Annotated in this window: 23 protein-coding genes and 1 tRNA gene; 16 read left to right on the forward strand and 8 right to left on the reverse strand. The window is 38.3% G+C overall.

Annotated elements, in window-relative coordinates; genetic code table 11:
- Positions 1-5: 5 nt before the first annotated feature.
- Together F946_RS13850 and queA are read right to left on the reverse strand one after the other, a co-directional pair.
- Positions 6-1,034 carry a hypothetical protein gene (locus F946_RS13850; protein ID WP_004983536.1) on the reverse strand — a complete coding sequence of 343 codons (1,029 nt, stop codon included), beginning with the start codon at positions 1,032-1,034 and terminating at the stop codon, positions 6-8.
- 9 nt (positions 1,035-1,043) lie between these two features.
- The gene (queA, locus tag F946_RS13855; RefSeq protein WP_004983539.1) at positions 1,044-2,084 is read right to left on the reverse strand and encodes a tRNA preQ1(34) S-adenosylmethionine ribosyltransferase-isomerase QueA; all 1,041 of its coding nucleotides are present in this window, start codon (positions 2,082-2,084) and stop codon (positions 1,044-1,046) included.
- Between the two features lie 184 nt (positions 2,085-2,268).
- Between queA and F946_RS13860 the strand changes: the two genes are divergently transcribed.
- From F946_RS13860 to F946_RS13880, 5 genes are all read left to right on the forward strand, one after another.
- A tRNA-Leu gene (locus F946_RS13860) sits at positions 2,269-2,355 on the forward strand.
- A gap of 358 nt (positions 2,356-2,713) precedes the next feature.
- Positions 2,714-3,982 carry a sensor histidine kinase gene (locus F946_RS13865; RefSeq protein WP_004983540.1) on the forward strand — a complete coding sequence of 423 codons (1,269 nt, stop codon included), beginning with the start codon at positions 2,714-2,716 and terminating at the stop codon, positions 3,980-3,982.
- 81 nt (positions 3,983-4,063) lie between these two features.
- Positions 4,064-6,808 (forward strand): bifunctional [glutamate--ammonia ligase]-adenylyl-L-tyrosine phosphorylase/[glutamate--ammonia-ligase] adenylyltransferase, encoded by a 2,745-nt coding sequence (gene glnE / locus F946_RS13870; RefSeq protein WP_004983543.1) that lies wholly within the window; start codon positions 4,064-4,066, stop codon positions 6,806-6,808.
- A gap of 33 nt (positions 6,809-6,841) precedes the next feature.
- On the forward strand, positions 6,842-7,768 hold the full coding sequence (locus F946_RS13875) for a branched-chain amino acid transaminase (RefSeq protein WP_004983545.1): 927 nt from the start codon (positions 6,842-6,844) through the stop codon (positions 7,766-7,768).
- 206 nt (positions 7,769-7,974) lie between these two features.
- Positions 7,975-8,850, forward strand: coding sequence for an ATP-grasp fold amidoligase family protein (locus tag F946_RS13880; RefSeq protein WP_035327151.1), 876 nt, complete (start codon positions 7,975-7,977; stop codon positions 8,848-8,850).
- A 484-nt stretch (positions 8,851-9,334) separates the two neighbouring features.
- Here the strand turns inward: F946_RS13880 and F946_RS13885 are convergent, their stop codons facing one another.
- Together F946_RS13885 and F946_RS13890 are read right to left on the reverse strand one after the other, a co-directional pair.
- Positions 9,335-10,357 (reverse strand): NAD-dependent epimerase, encoded by a 1,023-nt coding sequence (locus F946_RS13885; protein WP_004983551.1) that lies wholly within the window; start codon positions 10,355-10,357, stop codon positions 9,335-9,337.
- Positions 10,354-11,523, reverse strand: coding sequence for a nucleotide sugar dehydrogenase (locus F946_RS13890; RefSeq protein ID WP_004983553.1), 1,170 nt, complete (start codon positions 11,521-11,523; stop codon positions 10,354-10,356). Before F946_RS13890 ends, F946_RS13885 begins: the two co-directional genes overlap by 4 nt.
- A 184-nt stretch (positions 11,524-11,707) precedes the next feature.
- Between F946_RS13890 and F946_RS13895 the strand changes: the two genes are divergently transcribed.
- The 11 genes from F946_RS13895 to F946_RS13945 all read left to right on the forward strand — a co-directional run bounded on the left by F946_RS13895 (position 11,708) and on the right by F946_RS13945 (position 21,136).
- Positions 11,708-12,481, forward strand: coding sequence for a hypothetical protein (locus F946_RS13895; protein WP_004983555.1), 774 nt, complete (start codon positions 11,708-11,710; stop codon positions 12,479-12,481).
- A 37-nt stretch (positions 12,482-12,518) separates the two neighbouring features.
- On the forward strand, positions 12,519-13,490 hold the full coding sequence (locus F946_RS13900) for a stealth family protein (protein WP_004983556.1): 972 nt from the start codon (positions 12,519-12,521) through the stop codon (positions 13,488-13,490).
- Positions 13,491-13,499: 9 nt separating this feature from the next.
- Positions 13,500-14,264, forward strand: coding sequence for a glycosyltransferase family 25 protein (locus F946_RS13905; RefSeq protein WP_004983557.1), 765 nt, complete (start codon positions 13,500-13,502; stop codon positions 14,262-14,264).
- 11 nt (positions 14,265-14,275) lie between these two features.
- Entirely contained in the window at positions 14,276-15,046 is a 771-nt protein-coding gene (locus F946_RS13910; protein ID WP_004983558.1) for a glycosyltransferase family 25 protein, read from the forward strand.
- Between the two features lie 89 nt (positions 15,047-15,135).
- Entirely contained in the window at positions 15,136-16,194 is a 1,059-nt protein-coding gene (rfbB, locus tag F946_RS13915) for a dTDP-glucose 4,6-dehydratase (RefSeq protein WP_004983559.1), read from the forward strand.
- Positions 16,194-17,069 (forward strand): glucose-1-phosphate thymidylyltransferase RfbA, encoded by an 876-nt coding sequence (rfbA, locus tag F946_RS13920; protein WP_004983560.1) that lies wholly within the window; start codon positions 16,194-16,196, stop codon positions 17,067-17,069. The genes rfbB and rfbA overlap by 1 nt, the downstream gene beginning before the upstream one ends.
- Positions 17,070-17,077: 8 nt before the next feature.
- On the forward strand, positions 17,078-18,100 hold the full coding sequence (locus F946_RS13925; RefSeq protein WP_035327130.1) for a TDP-N-acetylfucosamine:lipid II N-acetylfucosaminyltransferase family protein: 1,023 nt from the start codon (positions 17,078-17,080) through the stop codon (positions 18,098-18,100).
- A gap of 3 nt (positions 18,101-18,103) precedes the next feature.
- A complete protein-coding gene (locus tag F946_RS13930; RefSeq protein WP_004983562.1) occupies positions 18,104-18,670 on the forward strand; it encodes an acyltransferase in 567 nt (188 codons plus the stop codon).
- Positions 18,671-18,687: 17 nt separating this feature from the next.
- The gene (locus F946_RS13935) at positions 18,688-19,128 is read left to right on the forward strand and encodes a MaoC family dehydratase (RefSeq protein ID WP_004983563.1); all 441 of its coding nucleotides are present in this window, start codon (positions 18,688-18,690) and stop codon (positions 19,126-19,128) included.
- A 29-nt stretch (positions 19,129-19,157) separates the two neighbouring features.
- Positions 19,158-20,309 (forward strand): dTDP-4-amino-4,6-dideoxygalactose transaminase, encoded by a 1,152-nt coding sequence (gene rffA / locus F946_RS13940; protein WP_004983564.1) that lies wholly within the window; start codon positions 19,158-19,160, stop codon positions 20,307-20,309.
- Entirely contained in the window at positions 20,306-21,136 is an 831-nt protein-coding gene (locus tag F946_RS13945) for a glycosyltransferase (protein ID WP_004983570.1), read from the forward strand. The genes rffA and F946_RS13945 overlap by 4 nt, the downstream gene beginning before the upstream one ends.
- A 22-nt stretch (positions 21,137-21,158) precedes the next feature.
- Here F946_RS13945 and F946_RS13950 read toward each other — a convergent pair whose 3' ends face one another.
- From F946_RS13950 to aspS, 4 genes are all read right to left on the reverse strand, one after another.
- Positions 21,159-22,079, reverse strand: coding sequence for a capsular polysaccharide synthesis protein (locus F946_RS13950; RefSeq protein WP_004983572.1), 921 nt, complete (start codon positions 22,077-22,079; stop codon positions 21,159-21,161).
- Positions 22,080-22,090: 11 nt separating this feature from the next.
- Complete coding sequence (locus F946_RS13955) at positions 22,091-22,309, reverse strand: hypothetical protein (RefSeq protein WP_004983573.1); 219 nt, start codon at positions 22,307-22,309, stop codon at positions 22,091-22,093.
- A gap of 152 nt (positions 22,310-22,461) precedes the next feature.
- Positions 22,462-23,346 (reverse strand): lysophospholipid acyltransferase family protein, encoded by an 885-nt coding sequence (locus tag F946_RS13960; RefSeq protein ID WP_004983574.1) that lies wholly within the window; start codon positions 23,344-23,346, stop codon positions 22,462-22,464.
- A gap of 320 nt (positions 23,347-23,666) precedes the next feature.
- Positions 23,667-25,451: an aspartate--tRNA ligase gene (gene aspS / locus F946_RS13965; protein WP_004697728.1), complete on the reverse strand. Its 1,785-nt coding sequence runs from the start codon at positions 25,449-25,451 to the stop codon at positions 23,667-23,669.
- Positions 25,452-25,458: the final 7 nt, after the last annotated feature.

Here is a 25,458-nt window from a genome sequence, read left to right on the forward strand (position 1 = left end):
TGTCATTATTTTAAAAATTGCGTTAGATCAGATTCTAAGCGCTCTAGATAAGGTAATTTAAAAGTGCGTAAGTGTCCACGCAATGTCGAAATGTCATTGATTTTTTTTGCTTTGCTGGATATTTCAAACAGGTTTTGTGGGCTGATATAGCACAAGATATTTTTTTCAGGATGAAAAAGTAAATCGCCTTCACGAGAACGGAAAAAATCGGCAGTACGCAGCACAAATGCAGGGGAGAGGAGTTTGGCCATCTGCATCTGGTCAGTACCAAAAAACTTGAGCTTTTGGTTGATTTGAATATCACTGCTATGCCATGGAAAACTATAAGGATAATAAAATTTTTTATTGTATGCGGTAATCGCGAGTCCTTGCGTGGGTACCTCAAAGACAAAACATCCCCATAAGTCTTTATGCACTTCTTTAACTTTTAACTCATTGCCATCTTTATCACGCACGCGAATTTCATCGACAAAGTGGTATTGAAACAGCAAAACCTGATGTTGTTGTCCTGCTTCATCCTGCCAAGTGGTACTGGCGTAGTAAGGAATATCGTTGCTGATGGTGCCTTGATTAAAAATTGGAAACAGCTGCTTTAAATGGGTAATAAAAAAAGCAGGTTGTAGGGCCACGCCAATATGCTGCGGAGGGGTAAACTCATTGAGCTGATATTTTTTATGAATAATTTGTTTTTCGAGATAGTCAGTGACCTCTTCAAGCGGATCATCTTGCTCATAACTTAAATAGGCCCAAAGCAGACAGCCTAAGCCGAATAAAAAGCTGAATAAGGTCCAAATATGCTCTCCTATAAAGAACACTGGCACAATAAAAAAAATGCCGCCTATTCCAAGTAGAATAGGCAGCACATTTTCAAATTTCAGGGTAATCGGGGCATTCCAAGGGTGCAGTCGGTCAAGAATGTCTTGTGCCGAATCTGCTCCTCGACCAATGTCCCAAAGCCTATCGATATTATCAAACACAATTTTATTCTTTTTACGTCGAATATGAATGGAATGTTTGATTGTATCGATAGGCATGTGAGGTTCTTATTTGGGTTGAAGTTGGTCGACTAACATGGCATCGCCATAACTAAAGAAGCGATACTGGTTGGCTACCGCATGTTGATAAGCTGCCAAAATATTATCACGATTTGACAGTGCTGAAACTAACATCAAGAGGGTCGATTCAGGCAGATGGAAGTTGGTGATAAGACGATCCACCACTTTGAACTCATAACCTGGATAGATAAAAATTTGAGTATCTCCCGTCCATGCTTTGAGTTCACCCTGATGCGCTTGAGCCGCACTTTCTACGGCACGGGTGGCAGTTGTTCCAACAGAAATGACCTTGTTACCACGAGCTTTGGTTTGGCGAATCAGCTCAACCGCGTGCTCTGGAACATCACACCATTCACTGTGCATAATGTGATTGGCAATATCATCGGTACGTACAGGCAGAAAGGTACCAGCACCCACGTGTAAAGTGACAAAGGTTTTCTGAATACCTTTGGCTTCAAGTTGATCCAACAGCTTTTGGTCGAAGTGTAAGCTTGCGGTAGGTGCAGCGACACTGGCTAACTTGGTTGGATCATTAAATACTGTTTGATAACGCTCGGTATCAATGGCTTCAGCTTCACGGTTGAAGTAGGGAGGGATCGGAAGTTGTCCGTATAAATCCAGCACCGTTAAAATTGGCTGGGAAAACTCCACAATAAATAAATTTTCATGACGACCTAGCACCGTGACTTTAACGGCATCTGGGCCAATAAAGAGCTCAGCGCCGGCTTTGGGTGTGTTGCTGGCTTTGATGTGGCAGTGTGCAATAAATGCATCTTGCATGCGTTCAACCAGAACTTCGACAGCTCCGCCGCTGGCACGTTTGCCTTTGAGACGTGCTTTCATCACTTTGGTGTCATTTAAGACCAGTAAATCACCTGCATCGAGCAAATCTAAAATGTCGGTGAATTGAAAGTCATGATGCTGACCTTGAGCATCGAGGTGTAACAGTCGAGAAGCACTACGCGTGTCTAAAGGATAACGGGCAATGAGTTCATCGGGGAGGTCGAAATTAAAATCAGAAAGTTGCATGATGGGAAAGCAGCGTCAAAATAAGGGAGGTCAAAATTGCGCTTAGTATATGCGGTTTTGTTGAAAAACGCTGAAATTGCACAAATATAAAGCTAAAAAAACAAATGTGACTTAAAAATAGCCAATCACTATCAACTTGCGTTGACAAGTTTTTCAAAAAGTTTAATATACGCATCAACACCTTCCCGAGGTGGTGAAATTGGTAGACGCGGCGGACTCAAAATCCGCTGTCAGAGATGACGTGTCGGTTCGAGTCCGACCCTCGGGACCAAGATATTAAAAAACCCAAGCATATTCAGTCTTGGGTTTTTTATTGCCTGAAATTTAAGATTTGAATCAAATCGCCATAAAACATTACAGATGGCTTAAAGCAATTGAATGTTTGGTGCGGGTTTGCTTAATTATGTCCTCATATGATGAACTCAAAATTTTGTTTTAATCCTTCTGATAAATAACGAGTTTTCAAAAAGAGAAAGTAGTCACAAGATAAAATTCTGAAATAATTAATTTTTTTGTTAAATGCCACGCTTGTATTGTTGTATTTTTATATTGTTTTAATGTTGAAAATTTGCTAATAAATACAAGTAAATAATAGGTTTGTGCCGAAAATCACAAAAGATGAGGCAGAAATGGGTATTCAATTGCTAGATATCGGGTCTGATACAGAACAGTTAAGTGCTTGTCACTTATCTTTATTGTTGGGCGTGAACAGTAATGACAATAAAATTAAGAGCTTTCTCAAATTTGCGCGAAAAATTTTAGGTGCACATGCCGCAATTTTAACGTTTAGCAATGAACCTTATAGTTGGTATGCCAGCAAACATGCATTCAATGCTTTTCGGTTACCTGCTGAAGCCAATTTTGCTACTCATTTTGAAGGGGAGATTGCGATTGATAGCCTGCATCGCCATTATCATCATCTTTCTCAGCAGGTGAGTGCTTTAGGGTTTAAACATCAGCGGATCATCGCATTGGATTTAAAGGCATCGGATAAATCTGTAGGGCAAGTGATTTTCTTTGATGAACAGTTGGACGCTTTTACGCAGGATGCTGTAGAAAATGTCTATGAACTGGCCTCTGGTTTTCTTAATCTGCTGCATTTGCGCATGGAAAATGCGGAGCTCAAAGAGTTGTATGAACAACAGGTGGCCATGAATGTTAGTAAAACCAAATTTTTCCAAATTATTGCACATGATTTAAGAGCCCCTTTTCATGGCTTAATTGGTTTCTCAGAAGTGTTGGCTGAAGAGCGAAAAAGTTTGGATGAGTCTGGTGTGCAAAGCATTGCAGATTATTTGCATGATACCGCACAGTCGACTTATAGCTTGCTGGAGAGTTTACTGAATTGGGCGATGGCAGAAGGTGGACGTTTTGTTTATCACCCCATCCATTACAAGCTTAAGCAGTCCTCTCAAATCGTTTTTGATGTGTTGCATGCGTTGGCCATCAATAAAAATATTCAACTGATTGACCGTGTACCCGATGATTTAAAAATTTTTGCAGATATCAATATGGTGACCTCGGTGATCCAAAACTTGGTCTCAAATGCGCTGAAATTTACCCATATGCATGGCGAAGGTGTTGTGACGATTGATGCCAAACAACGTGATGATTTTATCGATATCTACATTCAAGATACGGGTCTAGGTATGACATTGGGGCAAATCGAATCGTTGTTTGAACCGAAACTAACTGTTAGTTTTAAGGGGACAGCGGGGGAGAAAGGTACGGGTCTAGGTCTGGTGTTGTGTAAGCGTTTTGTTGACTTAAATAAAGGTGAAATTTCAGTCACATCGAAAGAAGGCGTCGGTTCAACTTTTATCGTCAGCCTGCCACGTTCGAACAGCGCACATCAAGCATTGTCACTTGCGACATCCCAGCAAGAATTTAGTGAATAATCATACTTTTCTTATAAAATAATTCGCCTAATCTCATGATCTGCTGTTATAAATAACCAAAACAATGCGAAAGAGTCGATCATGAATGCTGAGCAATTGCAAAAGACATTGCGCGCAAGTCAATATGCGGAACAAGTCCTATCTATACATCAGGTTTATCTTGAACAAGATTATGCAATTGATCAATTTTCTCAGCCATTGACCACCGAACAAATTTTCGATGTCGTTCAAAACACCTTAAAAGAGATCAGTGATGAAACCACATGGATGCGCACCATCCGAATTTTACGTGCGCGTTTAATGTTTCGCTGGATTTGGCAGGATGCCAATCAACTGATCGATGTGATGACGCTAACGCGGGAGTTATCTGATTTTGCCGATGCAGCCATTTGTGTGGCAAAAGCGTTTGCCTTAGCGCCATTGGTGGCTAAACATGGTCAGCCTGTGGGTTATAACCATAAAATTCAAGATTTAATTGTGGTTGCGATGGGGAAGCTCGGTGCACAAGAGCTGAATCTCTCCAGTGATATCGACTTGATTTTTGCTTTTGATGAGCAAGGTGAAACTGATGGTCGTAAATGCATCGACGTACAACAGTTTTGCATTTTGTGGGGGCAGAAGCTCATTTACTTGTTGGACCATATCACGGCTGATGGTTTTGTCTTCCGTGTGGATATGCGCTTGCGCCCTTGGGGCGATGGTTCTGCATTGGCCATTAGTCATGCGGCACTGGAGAAGTATTTAAGCCAACATGGGCGCGAGTGGGAGCGCTATGCGTGGATTAAAGCGCGGATTGTGGCAGGGGGCAAAGAGGGAGATGAGTTGTTGGACATGACTCGTCCTTTCGTGTTTCGTAAGTATGTCGATTATACCGCTTTTGAAGCCATGCGCGAAATGAAAGCCATGATTGAGCGTGAAGTATTACGCCGCAATATCGAAGATGATATTAAGCTGGGTGCGGGCGGTATTCGTGAAGTCGAATTTATTGTGCAGGTTTTTCAGCTAATTTATGGTGGGGCAAAATTAGAATTACAAGACCGTCAATGTTTAGTGAGCTTGCATCATTTGGGTGAAGTGGGTTTGCTGGATGGTCAGGCGGTCAGTGAGCTGGAAGATGCTTATTTATTGCTGCGCCGTGTAGAACATGCCATTCAAGCCTTAAATGATCAACAGACCCAGTCTTTGCCAACAGAACCAGAACTCAGACAAAGGATGATTGACACCTTGGGTTTTGTAAGTTGGGATGCATTTATTGAGTACTTAAACCAAAAGCGTGCCAAAGTTATTTACCAATTTGAGCATTTAATTAAAGAAAAAGAACATGACCCTTTCGTAGAAAGCTTTAGTCAGTTAGAAGCGCGTTTAAATGATGTGTTGGATGCGAATGCAAAAAACCTCATTCATGAATTTTGGAATGGTCATGCGCTGAAAAAACTGCCTGCAAAAGCGGTGCAGCGTTTAAAAATGTTTTGGCCGCATTTGATTGAAGCGATTTTACAGTCAGATAAGCCGCAAGCTGCGTTGCTTCGCCTCATGCCTTTGGTCGAGTCTGTGATGCGGCGCACCGTATATTTGGTCATGTTGATTGAGAGTAAAGGGGCTTTACAGCGCTTGGTGAAAATGGCAACCGTAAGTCCATGGATTTGTGAAGAATTGACCCATTATCCAGTGCTATTGGATGAATTTTTGTCCATGGACTTTGAGCTGCCGCGCCGTCAAGATTTGGAAGATTCGTTGCGTCAACAGTTGCTTCGCATTGAGCTTGATGACGTTGAAGATTTGATGCGTGTGCTGCGTCTATTTAAAAAATCCAATGTTTTGGCAGTTGCGGCTAGTGATGTCTTGGCTGAAAGTCCGTTGATGAAAGTATCCGATGCTTTGACCGATATTGCAGAAGTTTCGGTCAGTACAACTTTAAATTTAGCTTACCAAATGACGGCGAAGAAACATGGTTATCCGCTCGATGTTGAAGGACAGCGCTGTTCGATCGATCATTTGGCATTTGCTGTGGTGGGGTATGGCAAAGTTGGTGGGATTGAGCTTGGCTATGGCTCGGACTTAGATCTGGTCTTTATTCATTATATGGATGAGCAAGCCGATACCGATGGGCTGAAGTCGATTAGTGGATTCGAGTTTGCAATGCGTGTTGCGCAGAAATTTATGTCGTTGATGACCACGCAGACCCTCGATGGTCGGGTCTATGAAATCGATACACGCTTACGTCCATCGGGTGAAGCAGGGGTATTGGTTACCAGTTTAAAAGCCTTTGAACAGTATCAGTTGAAAAATGCATGGGTCTGGGAGCATCAAGCATTGGTACGTGCTCGTTCGATTGCGGGTGAGCCAAGTTTGCGTGATAAGTTTGAAGCATTGCGCTGTCGGATTTTGACGCAGCCACGTGATGAAGAAAATGTACGCGCAGAAGTGCTGAAGATGCGTCAAAAAATGAAAGACCATTTGGGTTCTTCTAAAGAACAACAAAAAGATGGAATTTTTCATTTAAAACAAGACGCAGGTGGTATCGTCGATATCGAATTTATGGCACAGTATGCTGTGTTGGCATGGAGCGGATCTCATCCAGATCTTGCCCATTATTCCGACAATGTACGAATTCTTGAAGACGCCGCAAAAGCCAGTTGCTTATCCAGTGACGATGCGACTGCATTGATTCAAGCTTATCTCAGTGAACGAGCCGAGAGCCACCGTTTAGCCCTTGCGAATCAATCCATGCAAGTAAATGCTGCGGACTGGCGCGATACCCGAGTGATCGTTTGCAAATTATGGCAAAGATTAATTGATCCAAGCTCAATCGTGAGCATTGGGTAACATGACTGTGTATATAAATTTGGAGTGTGTGTCATGAATTTGGCTGATCGTGATGGTTTTATTTGGCAAGATGGACAATTGGTTGACTGGCGTGAGGCAAAAACTCACGTATTAACACATACCTTGCACTACAGCATGGGTGTGTTTGAAGGTGTCCGTGCCTATGAAACACCGAATGGCACGGCTATTTTCCGTCTAAAAGAACACACTAAGCGTTTATTGAACTCTGCAAAAATTTATCAAATGAAAGTCCCGTTTGATCAAGCAACACTAGAGCAAGCTCAAATTGATGTGGTTCGTGAAAATAAATTAGCGTCTTGCTACTTGCGTCCAATTATTTTTATTGGTTCGGAAAAATTAGGTATTGCTGCAACAGACAATACGATTCATGCAGTAGTAGCGGCATGGAGCTGGGGTGCGTACCTTGGTGATGAAGCAATGGCGAAAGGTATTCGAGTGAAAACTTCATCGTTTACCCATCACCATCCAAACGTGACGATGTGTAAAGCGAAAGCATCAGGTAACTACACCTTGTCGATTTTGGCTCACCAAGAAGTAGCGCATTCAGGTTATGACGAAGCAATGTTGCTCGACCCTCAAGGTTATGTATGCCAAGGTTCTGGCGAAAACGTATTCTTGGTGAAAGATGGTGTTTTACATACGCCAGATATCGCGGGTGGTGCACTGGATGGTATTACGCGTCAAACCATTATTACCATCGCAAAAGACTTGGGCTATGACGTGGTTGAGCGTCGTATTACACGTGATGAATTCTATATTGCAGATGAAGCATTCTTTACAGGTACTGCTGCTGAAGTGACGCCTATTCGTGAATATGATGACCGTGAAATCGGTTCAGGTACGCGTGGTCCTATTACTGAACAAATTCAAACCACATTCTTTAATGCGGTTAAGGGTAAAGACCCGAAATACGCACACTGGTTAACTTATGTAAAATAAGTAATTAGGTGAAAAAGGGCTCTTCGGAGCCCTTTTTTATTTTCATTATTTAAAAAGGTATATGAATTATATTTTATAGCATTTAGTTGTTTATAAAGGATCGAAGATTTTTGAACTTTTAGTAAAAAAAATATTCTTAAAGCATACATAATATAATTAATTTGTTATTATTTGGTAAGAATGAGATGTATTTAAAATTTTTACCTATGATTAACAGTCTTATATATAAAGCAAAAGTATTTAGAACATTATTTGTTTCTGATGAGAGATATCTAAAAAAAAGGTTTATTAATAAATTAGGGTATACCCCAAATTTTAATCAACCTGAAAGTTTTAATGAGAAAGTTACTGCACGAATGATTTTTGAAAGAAGTGCACTACATACCAAATTAGCTGATAAATCGGCAGTAAGAGAATTGATTATAGATCGGATTGGAGAAAAACATCTGGTCCCACTTATAGGCACATATTGTGACTTTAAGAATATTGATTTTGATCAACTTCCGAACCAATTCGTTTTAAAGTGTACCCACGACAGTGGAAGCGCTATTATTTGTCGCGATAAAGGTACATTTGATGTTAATAGAGCGGAAAGCAAACTAAATAACAGTTTAAAAATGAATATGTACTACCGCAAGCGAGAGTGGCACTATAAAAATATTTCGCCGCTCATCTTGGCAGAGCATTATGTTGACTTATATCGTGATGCTAACACGAATGCCACCATTACAACATGTCGTGTTCACTGTTTTGAAGGGCAGCCTAAGTATGTTGAAGTCGATGTCCAAGGGAGTGATGGTACAGAGTATTCAAATATTTATGATACCTCTTGGGTGCTACAGCCTTTCACCGTAGATTGCAAAGAAAATACGCCAGAAGCGGTGATAGAACCGTGCAAGATGCATAAAATGGTTGAGCTATCTGAGCAGTTATGTTTGGAATATGGTTATAGCCGAATTGACTTCCTATTGTCACAAGATGAAGTGCTGTTTAGTGAAATTACATTGACCCCAAATGCAGGACGTATGGTTATTTCTCCTGTTGAGTGGGATGTAAAACTTGGAGAATTATGGCGTTCTTAATCATATATTGATAAATATATGCAAAAAGAAAAATAAATAAATTATTTTTATAAAGGTAGAGTCATCATAGGATTATTTATGATGGCTCTGGTGGTGTTTAATTTGGTATTTCTCTTAAATAATTTAAGCCAATGTTTTGTATAGGCTTAATATTTTTTGATACTGTAATTTTTAATAAAAGCCATTCCATAAACCTCATCGAGTATAAATAAAAGTTATCCTATTGCTAAGATGTTGCTATTTAAAAATAACCTTCGTTTATTTAGTTGAGGATCTTCAACAGAAGGAAGGATAGATTTTTTCTACCTCAAAGAATTTGTATAGGTATAGGGGACAGTTTTGTGTTGGATGGTGATTTAGTAAGAAAAATTTATAGTGTAACGATCTACAATTTAATTTAAATACACCTGTATTTAAAAACCCTAATTACACAGTAATTAGGGTTTTTATTTTAGATTGGTTTAATTAGCGAGTGGCTTTTTATTTAAACCTGATAAAAGTCACGATACCAATCTACAAATTGTTTCACACCAGCTTCAACTGAAACAGAGGGTTTATACCCCACACTTTTTTCTAAAGCGCTGCTATCTGCATAGGTATCAGGTACATCACCTGCTTGAAGCGGGAGTAATTCTAAAATGGCTTCTTGGCCAACGGCTTTTTCAATTGCTTGAATATATTCGATGAGTTTCACAGGATTGTTATTGCCGATGTTGAATATACGGAAAGGCGCATTGCTGGTCGCTGGATCTGGGTGATTGCTGTCCCAATTTGGGTTGACCTCAGCAATTTGATCACTTGAGCGAATCACGCCTTCAGCAATGTCTTCAATAAATGTGAAATCGCGGGTGTGATTACCATGGTTAAATACGGGAATTGATTGACCCGCAATGATGTTTTTGGTGAACTTAAACAGCGCCATATCGGGGCGTCCCCAAGGTCCATAGACCGTAAAGAAACGTAAGCCTGTGGTTGGCAATTGAAATAGGTGACTATAGCTATGCGCCATTAATTCATTTGCACGTTTTGTTGCTGCATAAAACTGAATTGGATGGTTTACACCATGTTGCTCACTAAAAGGCATGGTGGTATTTGCACCGTATACGCTGCTGGTGCTGGCATAGGTCAGATGTGGTGTTTTCGCATAGCGGCAAGCTTCAATAATATTGGTAAAGCCAATAATATTGCTTTCTACATAACTCATTGGATTTTCAAGTGAGTAGCGCACGCCTGCTTGTGCAGCCAAGTGAATCACACGGTCAAACTGGTGTTGTTGAAAGCATTGATCAACTGCTGTTTTATCGGCAAGATTGGCTTGAATGAAGTCAAATTGGCCAGCACTTTGCTGAGCAGTTTGATGTAATAAGTCGATACGAGCTTGCTTTAAAGCAGGATCATAATAATCATTCATATTGTCAAAAGCGACAACTCTATCACCACGCTCGAGTAGTTTTTTAGAGACATGAAAGCCGATAAAGCCTGCTGCACCTGTTACTAAAACGTTCATTCATCGCCTCCAAAAATATCACGGGTATAGATTTTGTCTTCAACATCGCTTAAATCCTGTGACTTACGATTGGCGATGATGACATCACTTTGTTGTTTAAATTGTTCTAAATCATTAATCACTTTGGATTTGAAAAACTCATCCTCATTTAAGGTTGGTTCATAAACAATCACATCAATGCCTTTGGCCTTAATGCGTTTCATGACGCCTTGGATCGCGGACGCACGGAAGTTATCAGAGCCACTTTTCATCACTAAACGATAAATGCCGACGGTATTAGGATTTTTTGCAATAATAGAGTCTGCAATAAAGTCTTTACGGGTACTGTTGGAATCTACAATGGCCTGAATCAGGTTGCTCGGCACTTGATTGTAGTTGGCAAGAAGTTGTTTGGTGTCTTTCGGTAGACAATAGCCACCATAGCCAAACGATGGGTTGTTATAATGATTGCCAATGCGTTGATCTAAACATACGCCTTCAATAATTTGACGAGTGTCTAGACCGAAAGACTGGGCATAAGTATCGAGTTCATTAAAGTAAGCGACACGCATCGCGAGATAGGTGTTGGCAAATAACTTAATCGCTTCGGCTTCAGTTGAGTCAGTGAACAATACAGGGCTGTCTTTTTTGATTGCACCTTCGATCAGCATATCTGCAAACAATTGAGCACGTTCTGACTTTTCACCAACAATAATCCGAGAGGGATAAAGGTTGTCATGCAGCGCCTTGCCTTCACGTAAAAACTCTGGGGAGAAGATCACATTGTCAGTGTGATATTGGTTTTTGACTTTTTGAGTAAAGCCCACTGGCACTGTTGATTTGATAATCATCGTTGCCTGAGGGTTGATCTCGACCACATCTCGAATGACACTTTCCACACTTTGTGTGTTGAAATAATTGGTTTGCGTATCATAGTCGGTGGGTGTTGCAATAATGACAAAATCAGCGCCTTGATAGGCTTCATATTTGTCAGTTGTGGCACGAAAATTAAGCGGCTTTTCGCTTAAAAATGTCGATATATCTGCGTCTTGAATCGGAGAGATTTTTTGATTCAACATGTCGACTTTCGTGTCGATGATGTCTAGTGCAATCACTTCATGATGTTGTGAGAAGATCATGGCATTAGAAAGGCCGACGTAACCTGTGCCTGCAACTGCTATTTTCATATCAACCTGATTATATATTCTTCATATGAGGGCTTAAGTGAACCTTGTAAAGGATTTACATAAAGCGATTTCGTATCATAGCACAAACTATTTTTGAGTATTATGAGGGCTTTGAAAAAGCCATACACTAACTTATTGCAAGAAATGTTATGATACAACGCAGAATGCTGGTGGATGATAGAACATGCAGGAAAACGTAAACGACTCGTTGTCAAAACAGGCTGAAACACAGACAGATCAAAATATTGTGTTATGCATGAAATGGGGCACTAAATATGGGGCCGAGTACGTCAATCGTTTATATAACATGGTGAAGCGTCACACCACGGTTGATTTTAAGATGGTTTGTTTAACAGACCGCACAGAAGGAATCGATCCTGCAGTTGAATGTTTTCCCATTCCACCTTTAGCGCTTCCAGAAGGAAGTCCTGAACGCGGTTGGAATAAATTGTCTACATTCGAGCCAGATTTGTACGGTTTACAAGGTAATGCGCTCTTTTTAGATTTGGATGTGGTGATTGTTGACAATATTGACAGTTTCTTTACCCATCCTGGGGACTTCCTAATTATTCATGACTGGAAACGCCCTTGGCGGATTACAGGTAACAGCTCGGTTTACCGTTTTAAACTGGGTGCTTTCCCTGGACTGATGCCTTATTTTCGGGAGCATTTTGATGAAATTCGTCAAAAATTCCGCAATGAGCAAGCTTATTTGTCTTGGTATGTCGATCAAGAGAAAAAACTTTCTTACTGGCCTGATAGTTGGTGTAAGAGTTACAAATATCACTGTTTGCAAAAAATTCCGTTGGCATACTTTAAACCGCCTGTAAAACCTGAAGGGGTTAAGGTCATTATTTTCCATGGTGAAATCAATCCACCTGATGCGATTAATGGTGGTGGTGGGAAATGGTATCGTTATGTATTGCCATCACAGTGGATTAAGGATGCTTGGCAATAATTGTCCATTAGACTCAGATTTTGAAGTGATCAAGTGAATGCAAAATATTGATATCGTGATTGCCTGGGTAGATGGCAATGATCTTGAATTAAAAAAGAAACGCCATAAATATCTGACTGGTGACGATGCATCTGATGCAGTCAGTGATACGCGTTTCGCCAGTAATAACGAAATTTATTACAACATTGCTTCAATTTTAAAATATGTCCCTTTTTGTCGTCATATCTATGTAGTGGCAGATAATCAGCGTCCTGAGTTTATCGATGAATTTGCAGCGCAAGGTTTGTGCGCTGTAGATAAAATTCGTGTGGTTGATCACCGAGAAATTTTTAGAGGTTTTGAAGAGTATTTACCGACCTTCAATACCCGTTCCATTGAAAGCATGCTGTGGAATATTGAAGGATTGTCGGAATATTTTATCTATCTCAATGACGATTTCTTTTTTAATGCGCCTGCACAAGTCGAAGACTTTTTAAAAACGGATAGCTTGGTGATCTATGGTCATTGGCAAAATAGTTTTGCACTCAAAGTAAAGCTCAAATATCGTCAGCTAATGAGTCGCCAATTTGGAAAGCCAATTCAGCCGAAACATATGATTGCGCAGATGCTTGGTGCGGATGTTTTGGGCTTTAAGAAATTTTTTGAAATCCATCATTATCCACATATTGTAGATCGCCATGCATTAAAAGATTATTTGCTGGAACATCCACAGCTTTTAGAAACCCAGATCAAGTTTAAATTTCGTAGTGTAGAGCAGTTGAATCCAATTTCATTAATGAACCACATTAAGATTCAAAAACAGCAGGCGGAGTTGAAACCAGATCTTGAATTGGCCTACCTTAAAAATCAGGACAGTTTGAACAGTTTTATACAGGCGTTGCATAATCCTGAGATTAAGTATGGTTGTATACAGAGTTTGGATCAGCTTGATAGTGACGCTGCGAAAAAAATCAGTACTGCTATGCATGAAAAATTAGCAGGCTATTTGCCCCATTCAGTTTTAGTTTAAAGGTTCATGATGAAAGTTGTTACTTATTTGATTAATTTGGACGGCAGTCAGGAGCGACTTGAAAGAGCAACTCAGCAGCTGAATCAAGTTAACTGGCATTTTGAGCGCTTTTCTGCAGTCGATGGTCGTGGTAAAGATTTAACTGAATTTGTAAACTACGATGATCAGGGGGCGAACGACGTGCTCGGTCGCAGATTGATGAATTCGGAATTGGGCTGCTATTTAAGTCATTATGGCTGTGCGGAGCAATTTTTAAGTACGGATGCTGATTATTTGGTGGTGCTTGAAGACGATATGAAAATCAACCAAGACTTTAAAAACAAGCTTAATGGCGTGATTGAGTATCTCGATCAGCATAAAGAGCTGGATTGGTATTTGATTAACATTGCAACCAAAAAGAAAAAGCTAGCTAAAGATATTACGAATGTTGAGGGTATGAGCTTATGGCATGCTTTTTATTTTCCTATTCGTGGTTTAGGTTTGGTGTGGTCACGTCAAGGTGCAGAAGCATTTATGCAAGCTGGGAGAAAAATGACCATGCCTGTCGATATTTTCTTTCAAACATGGCTCAGTAAAAATGGGAAGGGTTTAGGCGTGTGGCCTGCTTTAGTGAAACCTGCTGGCTTGGATAGTGATATCTTGGGCACTGTGGCAGCACAAGGTATTTCCCGTAAAGAAAAAGAAGGGCGTAGTCTTTCTCACGGCATCAAGAAACAAAAGCGGATGTGGCGTGATAAGCTTTATGCTGTAAAGCATTTGGTTGCATCGAAATAAGTAGTATCGATATGAAAAATATAGTCATTAGCTTAAAAACAGCGGCTGCGCGTCGTGAGCATATCGTGCGAGAATTCGGCAAACAGAATGTGGAGTTTGAATTTTTCGATGCACTGACGCCTGATTTAGCACGTCCTTTAGCAGAAAAAATGCAGCTCAATATTCAGGATGAGTTTTTAAGTCCTGGTGAGTTGGCTTGTTTTATGAGTCATGTCTCGATTTGGCAAAAAATGGTAGATGAGCACATTCCTCATTTGGCTATTTTTGAAGATGATGTGTATTTAGGTAATTCTGCTGCTGAATTATTAAATAACGCAGGCTGGATCAACCCAAATTGGGACATTATTAAGACGGAAGCATTTGCAGATCAAGTTTTTCTCGGTAATGCCCAGTCGGAAATAGCAAATGGCATGCGTCATATTGTTCAACTCACGGGAAAAAACTTGGGCACCGCAGGTTATATCCTGAGTCTTGAAGGTGCTCAAAAATATTTGGAATATGTGAAAAAAATTCAATTGATCCCACTGGACCAAGTGATGTTTGATGAATTTATACGTCATACATTTCATCCCGTATATCAGATGACGCCTGCTTTATGTATACAGGAAATGATGTTATTTCCTGAAAAGAAAACGACGCTTTCAAGCGACTTGCTTGCAGAGCGTAAAGCTCGAATGAAAAAGCAAAAGAAGAAGGGCTTGGCTAAAGTTCGACTGGAGATTTTACGTATATTGAAACAAATAAAATATGCGTTAGTGGCTAAGCGGGTTGAGTTTAAATAAAAGTTGATTTGATACTTAAACTGAATACGTTGATACCTTATTTAAAAAATCAAAATATAAATGTGATGAAATGATAGGAACAGCTTGAAATGCGCATTCTAGTAACTGGCGGCGTTGGATTTATTGGTTCAGCAGTAATACGTCATATTATTGAAAACACCCATCATCATGTTTTAAATGTCGATAAGTTGACTTATGCAGGTAATCTGGAGTCACTTCAATCCATTGAACAAAGTGAACGCTATCAATTTTTCCAAACCGATATTTGTGATCAGGTTGAATTAGAAAAAATCTTTGAAAACTTTCAACCGAATGTAGTGATGCATTTGGCTGCTGAATCGCATGTCGACCGCTCAATTGATGGTCCTGCTACATTTATCCAAACCAATATTGTGGGAACTTATAGTTTATTAGAAGCTGCACGAAAATATTGGCTAAGTCTAACCGCAGAAGTAAAAGAATCTTTTCGCTTTCATCATATTTCAACCGATGAAGTGTATGGTGATTTAGAGGGAACGACGGACCTTTTTAAAGAAACAACACCATATGCACCAAGTTCACCATATTCAGCAAGTAAGGCAAGTTCAGATCATTTGGTTCGCGCATGGCACAGAACCTATGGTTTGCCAACAATTGTGACCAACTGTTCAAATAATTATGGGCCATATCATTTTCCAGAGAAACTAATCCCTTTAGTTATTCTCAATGCTCTAGATATGAAACCTTTACCTATTTATGGTAAGGGTGATCAGATTCGGGATTGGCTTTTTGTTGAGGATCATGCACGTGCGCTGTATCAAGTTGTTACTACAGGCGCTGTAGGGCAAACCTATAATATTGGTGGACATAACGAAAAAAAAAATATTGAAGTCGTAAAAACGATTTGTAATATCTTGGATGAATTAAAGCCTCAAGCCAATGGTCAAAAGTATGAGTCTCTTATTAAATTTGTCGAAGATCGTCCTGGGCATGATTTGCGTTATGCGATCGATGCGGCAAAAATTGAAAAAGAACTCGGTTGGACGCCACAAGAAACCTTCGAAACGGGTATACGAAAAACGGTTGAATGGTATTTAAATAATTTAGATTGGTGCCATCGAGTACAAGATGGTAGCTACCAACGTGAAAGATTAGGTGTAAACGCATAATGGCCATAACAACAAAGGGTATTATTCTAGCGGGTGGCTCGGGTACACGTTTGTATCCAATTACAAAGGGTGTTTCAAAGCAACTTTTACCTATTTATGATAAGCCAATGATTTATTATCCACTTTCTGTGCTCATGCTGGCAGGAATTCAGGATATCCTTATTATTACAACACCAGAAGATAAAGAGAGCTTTGAGCGTTTACTGGGTGATGGTACACAATTTGGTATTCGTCTCCAATATGCCATTCAGCCAAGTCCAGATGGTTTAGCACAAGCATTTATTATTGGTGAAGAGTTTATTGGTGATAGTAATGTGTGTTTAGTACTAGGCGATAATATTTTCTATGGTCAAGGTTTTACACCAATGCTAAAACAGGCTGTTGCGCGTGAAAAAGGTGCAACAGTTTTTGGTTATCAAGTAAAAGACCCAGAACGCTTTGGTGTCGTTGAGTTTGATGATCAGAAACGCGCAATTTCACTAGAAGAAAAACCTCAACATCCAAAGTCTCATTTTGCAGTAACGGGACTGTATTTCTATGACAATGATGTGATTCAAATTGCCAAACAAGTTAAACCATCAGAGCGTGGCGAATTAGAAATTACCACCGTGAACCAAATGTATTTGGAACGTGGGGATTTAAATGTGGAACTACTTGGACGTGGTTTTGCATGGCTCGACACAGGTACACATAGTAGTTTACTTGAAGCTGCACAATTTGTAGAAACTTTAGAAAAGCGTCAAGGCTATAAAGTGGCATGCTTGGAAGAAATTGCATTTAATCAAGGTTGGTTAAGTAAAGAGCAGATTTTAAAAATTGGTCATACTATGAGTAAAAATAGTTATGGTCAGTATTTGATCTCATTGGTTGATTAGGTAAAACGGTGCAAAAAAAAATAATTCACGTCGGTATGGCTGATAAGTTTTTACCTCCTTTGATTGACTTTATACAGGAAAAATTTTCACATGAAGGTAATGTTTTTTATCTTTATGGAGATGAGAGTGTTTATGGTTTTTTAAAAGATAGAGGGGTGTTTTTTTTAGGAAAAAAAGCTAATAACACCAGCTATTTTCAGCTCTTATCAGAAATGTATAGCGCTGATAAAGTGATACTACATGGATTATTTAGTTCAAAAGTTATAAAACTTCTTTTTTATAACCCTTGGCTATTAAAGAAATGCTATTGGCTCATGTGGGGGGGGGATTTATATGAGACTCATATAAATTCTGGCCTATCTGCTTATTATAAAAAATATGTCATAAAGAATATGGGGTATTTGCTCACATATCTACCAGGCGATGTTGAATATGCGAGAAAAAGATTTGGAGCCAAAGGAAAGTATGTTGAAAACCTTGGCTATTTAAGCAATATTTTTAGTTTAAGTCACGGTTCTGATCAAAAGCATAATGAAGCTATCCATATTCTATTGGGTAATTCTGCTGACCCTGCAAATGAGCACATTGAAGCTTTAGCTCAACTCGAAAAATTTAAAGAGTCAAATATTAAGATTTATGTACCTTTATCTTATGGAAATCAAGCTTATGCAGAACAGGTGATCGAATATGGTAAGACTATATTTGAGCATAAGTTTGTCTCCTTGACTGAATTCATGACCTATGAAAAATATCAGTGTTTTCTTAAAAATATAGATATTGCTATTTTTAATCACAAACGACAGCAGGCTATGGGTAATACTATTAGTCTCTTAGGGATGGGGAAAGTAGTGTACTTGAGGCCTGGAACGTCGCAGTGGAAACTATTGAAAGAAATGGGTGTTGATATTTTTGATATTGAAGAATTTAGTTTAACTAATAATGAAAAATTAGTTAAAAATGAAATCAATATAAAGAATTACTTTTCAAAAGAAAACTTTGAAGATAAATGGAAAAGTTTGTTGGAGTCATAAAAAGTGGCATATTTATCTGAAGAACAACTCAATGCAATGGGTTTTAAGAATTTAGGCATAAACGTAAAAATTAGTGATAAAGCTTCAATTTATAATTGCGAACAAATAACGATTGGTGATCATTCGCGGATTGATGATTTTTGTGTTATTTCTGGGAAGGTAACCATAGGTCGAAATGTGCATATTGCACCAATGTGTCTAGTTGCTGGTGGTGAGAAGGGAATTATTTTTAGCGATTTTTCAGGGTTAGCCTATCATGTACAAGTTTTTACACAATCTGATGATTATAGTGGAGCATCTTTGACTAACCCAACGATACCTAAGGAATATAAAAATGAAACTAAAAGAGAAGTCACTTTAGGCAAGCATGTAATTATAGGGGCAGGTACGATAGTATTTCCTGGGGTTTGTATCGCTGATGGATGTTCAATTGGTGCTTTAAGTCTAGTGAATAAAAGCACTCAGGAATGGGGGATTTATGTTGGTAATCCTGCAAAAAGAGTTAAAGATCGGAAAAAAGATTTATTAGATCTAGAACTTAAATATTTAAATAATAGTATTACAAACTAGGATGAATGGATTTAAGCATGTTTTTTGAATTTATTAGTTCGAATCAATGTATGCATAATGCTCTTAATTATGAAAGGTTGTATAAATTTAGGTTTTCAAAAAATGATGTGGAAAAGTTTGCTGAAATAACGGGCGATGTTAATCCTATTCATTTAGATGAAGAATATGCAAAAACGACGTTTTTTAAGAGCCCAATAGTTCATGGTTTTTTTGTCGGGAGTGTATTTTCTAGGATCTTTGGCACTGATTATCCTGGTATTGGTACAATTTATTTAAACCAGTCTATGAATTTTAAAGCACCAGTATTTATGGATCAAACATATTATGCTCAGATTGTAGTGAATCAAATCGATGAAGATAAAGGAAATGTTAAACTTGCAACAACTGTTTCTGATGAGTCTGGTAGAAAAGTTTTGATAGGTGAAGCAACATTAAAACACTCACTATTTTGTGTATAAGTCTAAATAATAAATGAATTGGTAGATTGATGATTCCTTTTAATAATGCGCCAGTATTAGGTTCTGAAACTAAATTGATTGTAGACGCCATCCAGTCTAAAAAGCTCTCAGGTGATGGTAAGTATTCGAAGTTATGTCAAAAATGGTTTGAAGACTCGTTTACTTGTAAAAAAACTTTATTAACCCCTTCTTGTACACATGCACTTGAGCTAGCAGCATTATTGCTAGATATTTGTGAGGGGGATGAAGTCATTATGCCAAGCTATACTTTTGTAAGTACGGCAAATGCATTTGTTTTACGAGGTGCAAAAATTATTTTTGTAGATATTCGTCCGGATACAATGAATATCGATGAAACAAAAATAGAAGCAGCAATTACATCAAAAACAAAAGTGATTGTTCCAGTGCATTATGCAGGTGTTGCATGTGAAATGGATGTAATTATGGATTTAGCCCATAAATATCATTTGTATGTCGTTGAAGATGCTGCGCAAGGTGTCATGTCTACCTATAAAGGAAAGGCATTGGGGACTATTGGACATTTAGCTGCTTTTAGTTTTCATGAAACAAAAAATTATACGAGTGGCGGTGAGGGTGGGTTATTACTCATAAATGATCAACGGTTTATAGAAAGAGCAGAAGTTATTAGGGAAAAAGGCACTAATCGTAGCCAGTTTTTTAGAGGTATGGTGGATAAATATACTTGGAGTGATATTGGTAGTAGTTTGTTGCCAAGTGAGCTTCAGGCTGCTTATTTATTTGCTCAGTTGGATAGTGCTGAACATATTAATCAAGAGCGCTTAAAGGCATGGAACTATTATTATGAAAAATTGGTTCCCTTAACATATAGCTCAAAAATAGAATTATCACAAATTCCTGAAAACTGTAAACATAATGCTCATATGTTTTATGTGAAAGTTAAAGATATAAAACAAAGAAGTGGTTTACTCCAATATTTGAAAGACAACGGTGTTCAGGCTACATTTCATTATGTTCCCTTGCATAGCTCTCCCGCAGGTGAAAAATACTCTGAGTTTTGTGGTCTTGATGAATTCACGACTAAAGAGAGCGAGAGATTGCTAAGGTTGCCTTTATGGTATGGTATTTCTAATCAACAACAGGAAACTGTCGTGAAAATGATTTATACATTTTTTGAAACTATAATTAGTGCAGATGAATGATGGAACCACTAATTTCTGTATATATACCAACCTATAATAGGTTGGAGCTTTTAAAAAGGGCAGTTCAGTCTGTACAGAATCAAACATATAAAAATTTTGAAATCATTATTGTCGATGATAACTCATCAGATGGTACACAAGATTTTTTAGTTGGGTTGGCCAAAGTGGATTCACGTATTCGCTATTTTTTTAAGGATAAAAATAGCGGTGCATGCGTCAGCCGAAATATTGCAATTAATTTAGCACAAGGTGAGTTAATTACAGGCTTAGATGATGATGATTATTTTTTACCACATCGCCTTGAGTTCTTTCTAGATTATTGGGTAAATAAAAAGAGAGAAGACTCAATCGCTTTATTTACTTCAAATATTAAAAGTGAAAAAAGTAATCAAGCAAAAGAGCATAGTTTATTTTCTAAAAAATACTTTAAGAAAGATGATCTCCTTTTTGCAAACTATGTTGGTAATCAAATTTTTACAGAAACAAAAACGTTACGACAAGTTTCTGGTTTTGATGAGAGTTTCTGCATGTGGCAAGACTTAGAGCTTTGGTATCGAGTTGGTGACTTGGGTAATTTTGAGCACGTTGATAACCCTACATATTTTTTTGATACAAGTCATTTGTATGGGAGAATTAGCGAAGCTAAATCAGAAAAAATATTTAAAACAGTTGAGCAGTTTTCCGAAAAAAATCAGTTAAATAATTTTAAAAAAAGAATGTTAAATAATCACTTATACAACTATAAAGTGATACATAAAGATCGTTTCGCAAATTTTATTAAAGAAATTTTGAAGTTAAGTATTATTATGAGAAACTTTTTTAAATAAATGGGTTTATTTCAGAGAGTATTTAGAAATACTCTCTGAAATAAGTTTTTTGCTTATTTGCTTTTTCGGCCTTAAATTTATAGGTTAATTTATATATTTTATAGATATCCTTTTCTAACTTGGAACTATCAATTTGATTAATCTCTTTAAATAATATGCTATTTAAAAGATGGCGATTGTCACCATATTGAGGTAGTTTTTTAAGATTCTCTTGGAAAGATTGTATATTTCGATATAAAAGTTCGAAATAATAGTCGATTAAAAAGTAATCTACAAGTTGATTGTTATTTTTCCAATATTCGAAAAATAAGTCTTTAAATAGCAAAGCAATGAAATCATTTTTACCAAATTTTATAAAATTACCAGCCCAACGACCTTTTGATATTGAGTAGGTAGGAAAAATAGCGCTAGTTAAGCTAAAAAAAGAATGATTTGTTACGTATTTGGGAAGTGGTGACAGGGTTAAATATGTTGAATCAATCCATATACCCCCATGCGTTGCTAACAAGGTAAATCTTAATATATCCGAGAGTTGTGTATAAGAGATGATACCTTTTTTAAATTTTTCTTCAATGTAAGAAGGTAAATCAATAAAATCTTTATAATTATCTAATGTTACTATTTTAATCGTGTATTCATCTTGATTAAATTGCTTTAGATTCCAGATACACTTTTGTACCAGAGCAGGAGCTTGATCTTCTCCCTGAAACCAGCATACCCAAATAATATTAGTGATGCTTGGGTTATTATTTATTAATAGTTTCTCTTTGTACGTTTCTAATGTATCGAGATGTAATTTTTGTAATTCCTGAACAATTAAATCTGTTTTTTTCTGGAATAAAAAGTTTGAAAATCTTCTCAAAAAATAATGCTTTTTTGAAATTTTAAACAATTTATTGATCAATTGAACTTGTCTAAATATTTTTGGCGAAATTGTTTGCATATATTTAGAACCTATTCCTTATCCGCATTTCCCTTCAGGACCATATAAATTAAGCCAACAAAAATGACAAAAGCACCCGCAAGGCTACTTACACAGAAAAAGACAATACGGTCATAGGTGGTTAAATTAAATAATTGATTGTCTAGAATATAGCGCATGAAAAACCATTGTACGATTGCAAACACAATTAGCACAATACCACGACGACGGACTTCAGGGCGCATAGCCATTTGGTTGCTCACAACTTATCTAAAACAGTGCGCTATTATGCCACTGCTGAGAATTGATCTCAAATGAATAAAAGTATTCTATTCAGGCCTTTAGCAAATAGCATAAATTATTGCTTTCGAACTGCTTGAGATCATGTGCGAGTTTGTGGAGCCTACATTGGTGGCTGTATCCGATAAGCATTGATATTGCCATAACAATTTCTAAAACGTTTATAGGACCAAATATACTGTTCAGGTGCTTGGTTAATTATGTCTTGCATGGCAAGATTTAAACTGTCCACCGACAGCTGTAGATCTGTCGATAAAATATCTTGAGATAGCTCAGTACAGTACACATCAAAACCTGCTGCGTCAGTATTACGAATACAACTTAATCCGATCACATTGCATTGTGTTTTTGCCGCCATTTTAGAGACCAGTGTCGTGGACAAAGTATTCTGCTGGAAAAAATATGAATAAATACCGCCACTAGGTTTTGGCAGATGATCCGGTAAAATCACCGTCAGCCCACCTTGTTTTAAGTGTCTGAAGATACTGCGGATACCCGTTTCATCGGTGGGAACTAGTGTGGCATTAAACTTTTGACGTGCAGCTAGAATATAGCGGTTAATCCCTTTAATTTTATAGGGTTTATACATAATCATTGGTTGCGTATAGACATTTAACCATGCATTTAACAGCTCCCAACAACCAAAATGCGGAATGACCACAATCACGCCTTTTTTATTGGCTAAAGCCTCGGTTAGAACAGATTCACCATGAATGTTTTTCAATAAATCTAGGTTGTATTGTGGAGGCATTCCCCAACATTTTAAAAATTCAATATAGGTCTGACATTGGCTTTGAATACTGAGATGAACGCGTTTCTGGAGTGTTATTGGGTCGAGTTCAGGGTAGGCCAACTGCAGATTAATGGTGGTGATACGCTTAATTGAAGAGTCACTAAAGTAAAGTAGGTACGCAATTCCGCGTGCGATGTATTGTAAAAAGGACAATGGAAAAAGTGAGATGATTTTAAGTAGATAATAAATAGCCATATTTTGACTCAGAAATCTTTTTAAAAGATGAGATGAGAGAAAATTTTGCAAAGAGACTTAAAAATCTAAGATAGATAAAATCAAAAAAAGATGAGCGTCTTAAGAACAAAATAAATGAATAAATCAATAGAGTGATTCAGTGCCAGAACTGCTGCAATAAAATATAGACTATCGTGAATCACTGTAAGGGGGATAGATTAAAAGTTCAAAAGAAATTTTGGAAAATTTGAAGCGAGAATAATATCTATGGAATGGATGGTCTTGTCTTGAATGAAAAAAACCCTACGCATGGCAGGGTTTTTTTAATCAAAATCTAAAGATTATTTAGTTTCTTCAGCTTTTGGTTTTTCACGTAAGCGAATACCTAAATCACGTAGTTGATTTGATTCAACTGGTGCAGGCGCTTGCGTTAATGGACATTCAGCAGTTTTGGTTTTCGGGAATGCAATCACATCACGAATAGAAGCACCACCCGTCATGAGCATGACTAAACGGTCTAGACCGAATGCTAAACCACCATGCGGAGGAGCACCGTAACGTAATGCGTTGAGTAAGAAACTAAATTTCTCTTCAGCTTCTTCTTCACCAATACCTAAAGCTTCGAAGATTGCTTTTTGCATTTCTAGGTTATGAATACGTAGTGAACCACCACCAATTTCAGTACCGTTTAACACCATGTCATAAGCCACAGAAAGTGCAGCACCTGGGTTATTTTTCACATCTTCAACGCTTGATTTAGGCAGTGTGAATGGGTGGTGAACAGAAGTCCATTTGCCATCATCTGTTTCTTCAAACATTGGGAAGTCAACGACCCAAAGCGGTGCCCACTCGCAAGTTGACATTTTCAAGTCATGACCGACTTTAATACGTAAAGCCCCCATGGCATCGTTCACAACTTTAGCTTTGTCTGCGCCGAAGAACACGATATCGCCATTTTCTGCGCCAACACGTTTCAATAGATCAAGCACGATTGGCTCGATGAATTTCACGATTGGAGATTGTAAGCCTTCGATGCCTTTTTCAAGCTCGTTCACTTTAATGTACGCTAAACCTTTTGCACCGTAGATGCCGACAAATTTCGTGTATTCATCAATTTGGCTACGTGGTAGTGAACCTGCACCCGGAACACGTAATGCAACGATACGACCTTTAGGATCTTTCGCTGGACCTGCGAATACTTTGAATTCAACTTCTTGCATTAGGTCTGCGACGTCAACCAATTTCAAAGGAATACGTAAGTCTGGTTTGTCCGATGCATAGTCACGCATAGCATCTGTATAGGTCATGCGTGGGAATTTATCGAATTGAACATCAAGAAGTTCTTTGAACATCTTAACGGTCAAGGTTTCCATTAAATCCATGATGTCATCGTCACTCATGAACGATGTTTCAACGTCGATTTGAGTGAATTCAGGTTGACGGTCTGCACGTAAGTCTTCATCACGGAAACATTTTGCGATTTGGTAGTAACGATCAATACCACCGACCATCAACAATTGTTTGAATAATTGTGGTGATTGTGGAAGTGCGTAGAAGCTACCATTTGAAACACGGCTTGGCACTAAGTAGTCACGTGCACCTTCAGGCGTTGCACGGGTTAAAATCGGGGTTTCAACGTCTAAGAAACCATTGTCTTCGAAATAGTTACGAATGAGGTTGGTTAGCTTAGAACGGAAACGTAAACGATCTAACATTTCAGGGCGACGGATGTCCAAGAAACGGTATTTCAAACGGATTTCTTCAGAAATATTGGTGTTGTCGTCATTCAATGGGAACGGCGGAGTTTCTGATGCAGCAAGAACTTCGATTTCTTTACCTAAAACTTCGATTTGACCGCTCACCATATTGGCATTTTCTGTGCCTGCGTAGCGGCGACGTACGCGACCTGTAATTTTTAATACGAATTCTGAACGTACTTTGTCTGCAGTTGCAAATGCTTCAGGAGTGTCTGGGTCAATAACCACTTGCACAAGACCATCACGGTCACGCATATCAAGGAAGATGACACCACCGTGGTCACGGCGACGGTGTACCCAACCGCAGAGGGTTACTGTTTCATCAATTTGAGTTTCGGTTAAAGAACCGCAGTAATGAGTTCGCATCATGGCGTTA

This window comes from Acinetobacter johnsonii ANC 3681 (assembly GCF_000368805.1).
Classification (GTDB): domain Bacteria; phylum Pseudomonadota; class Gammaproteobacteria; order Pseudomonadales; family Moraxellaceae; genus Acinetobacter; species Acinetobacter johnsonii.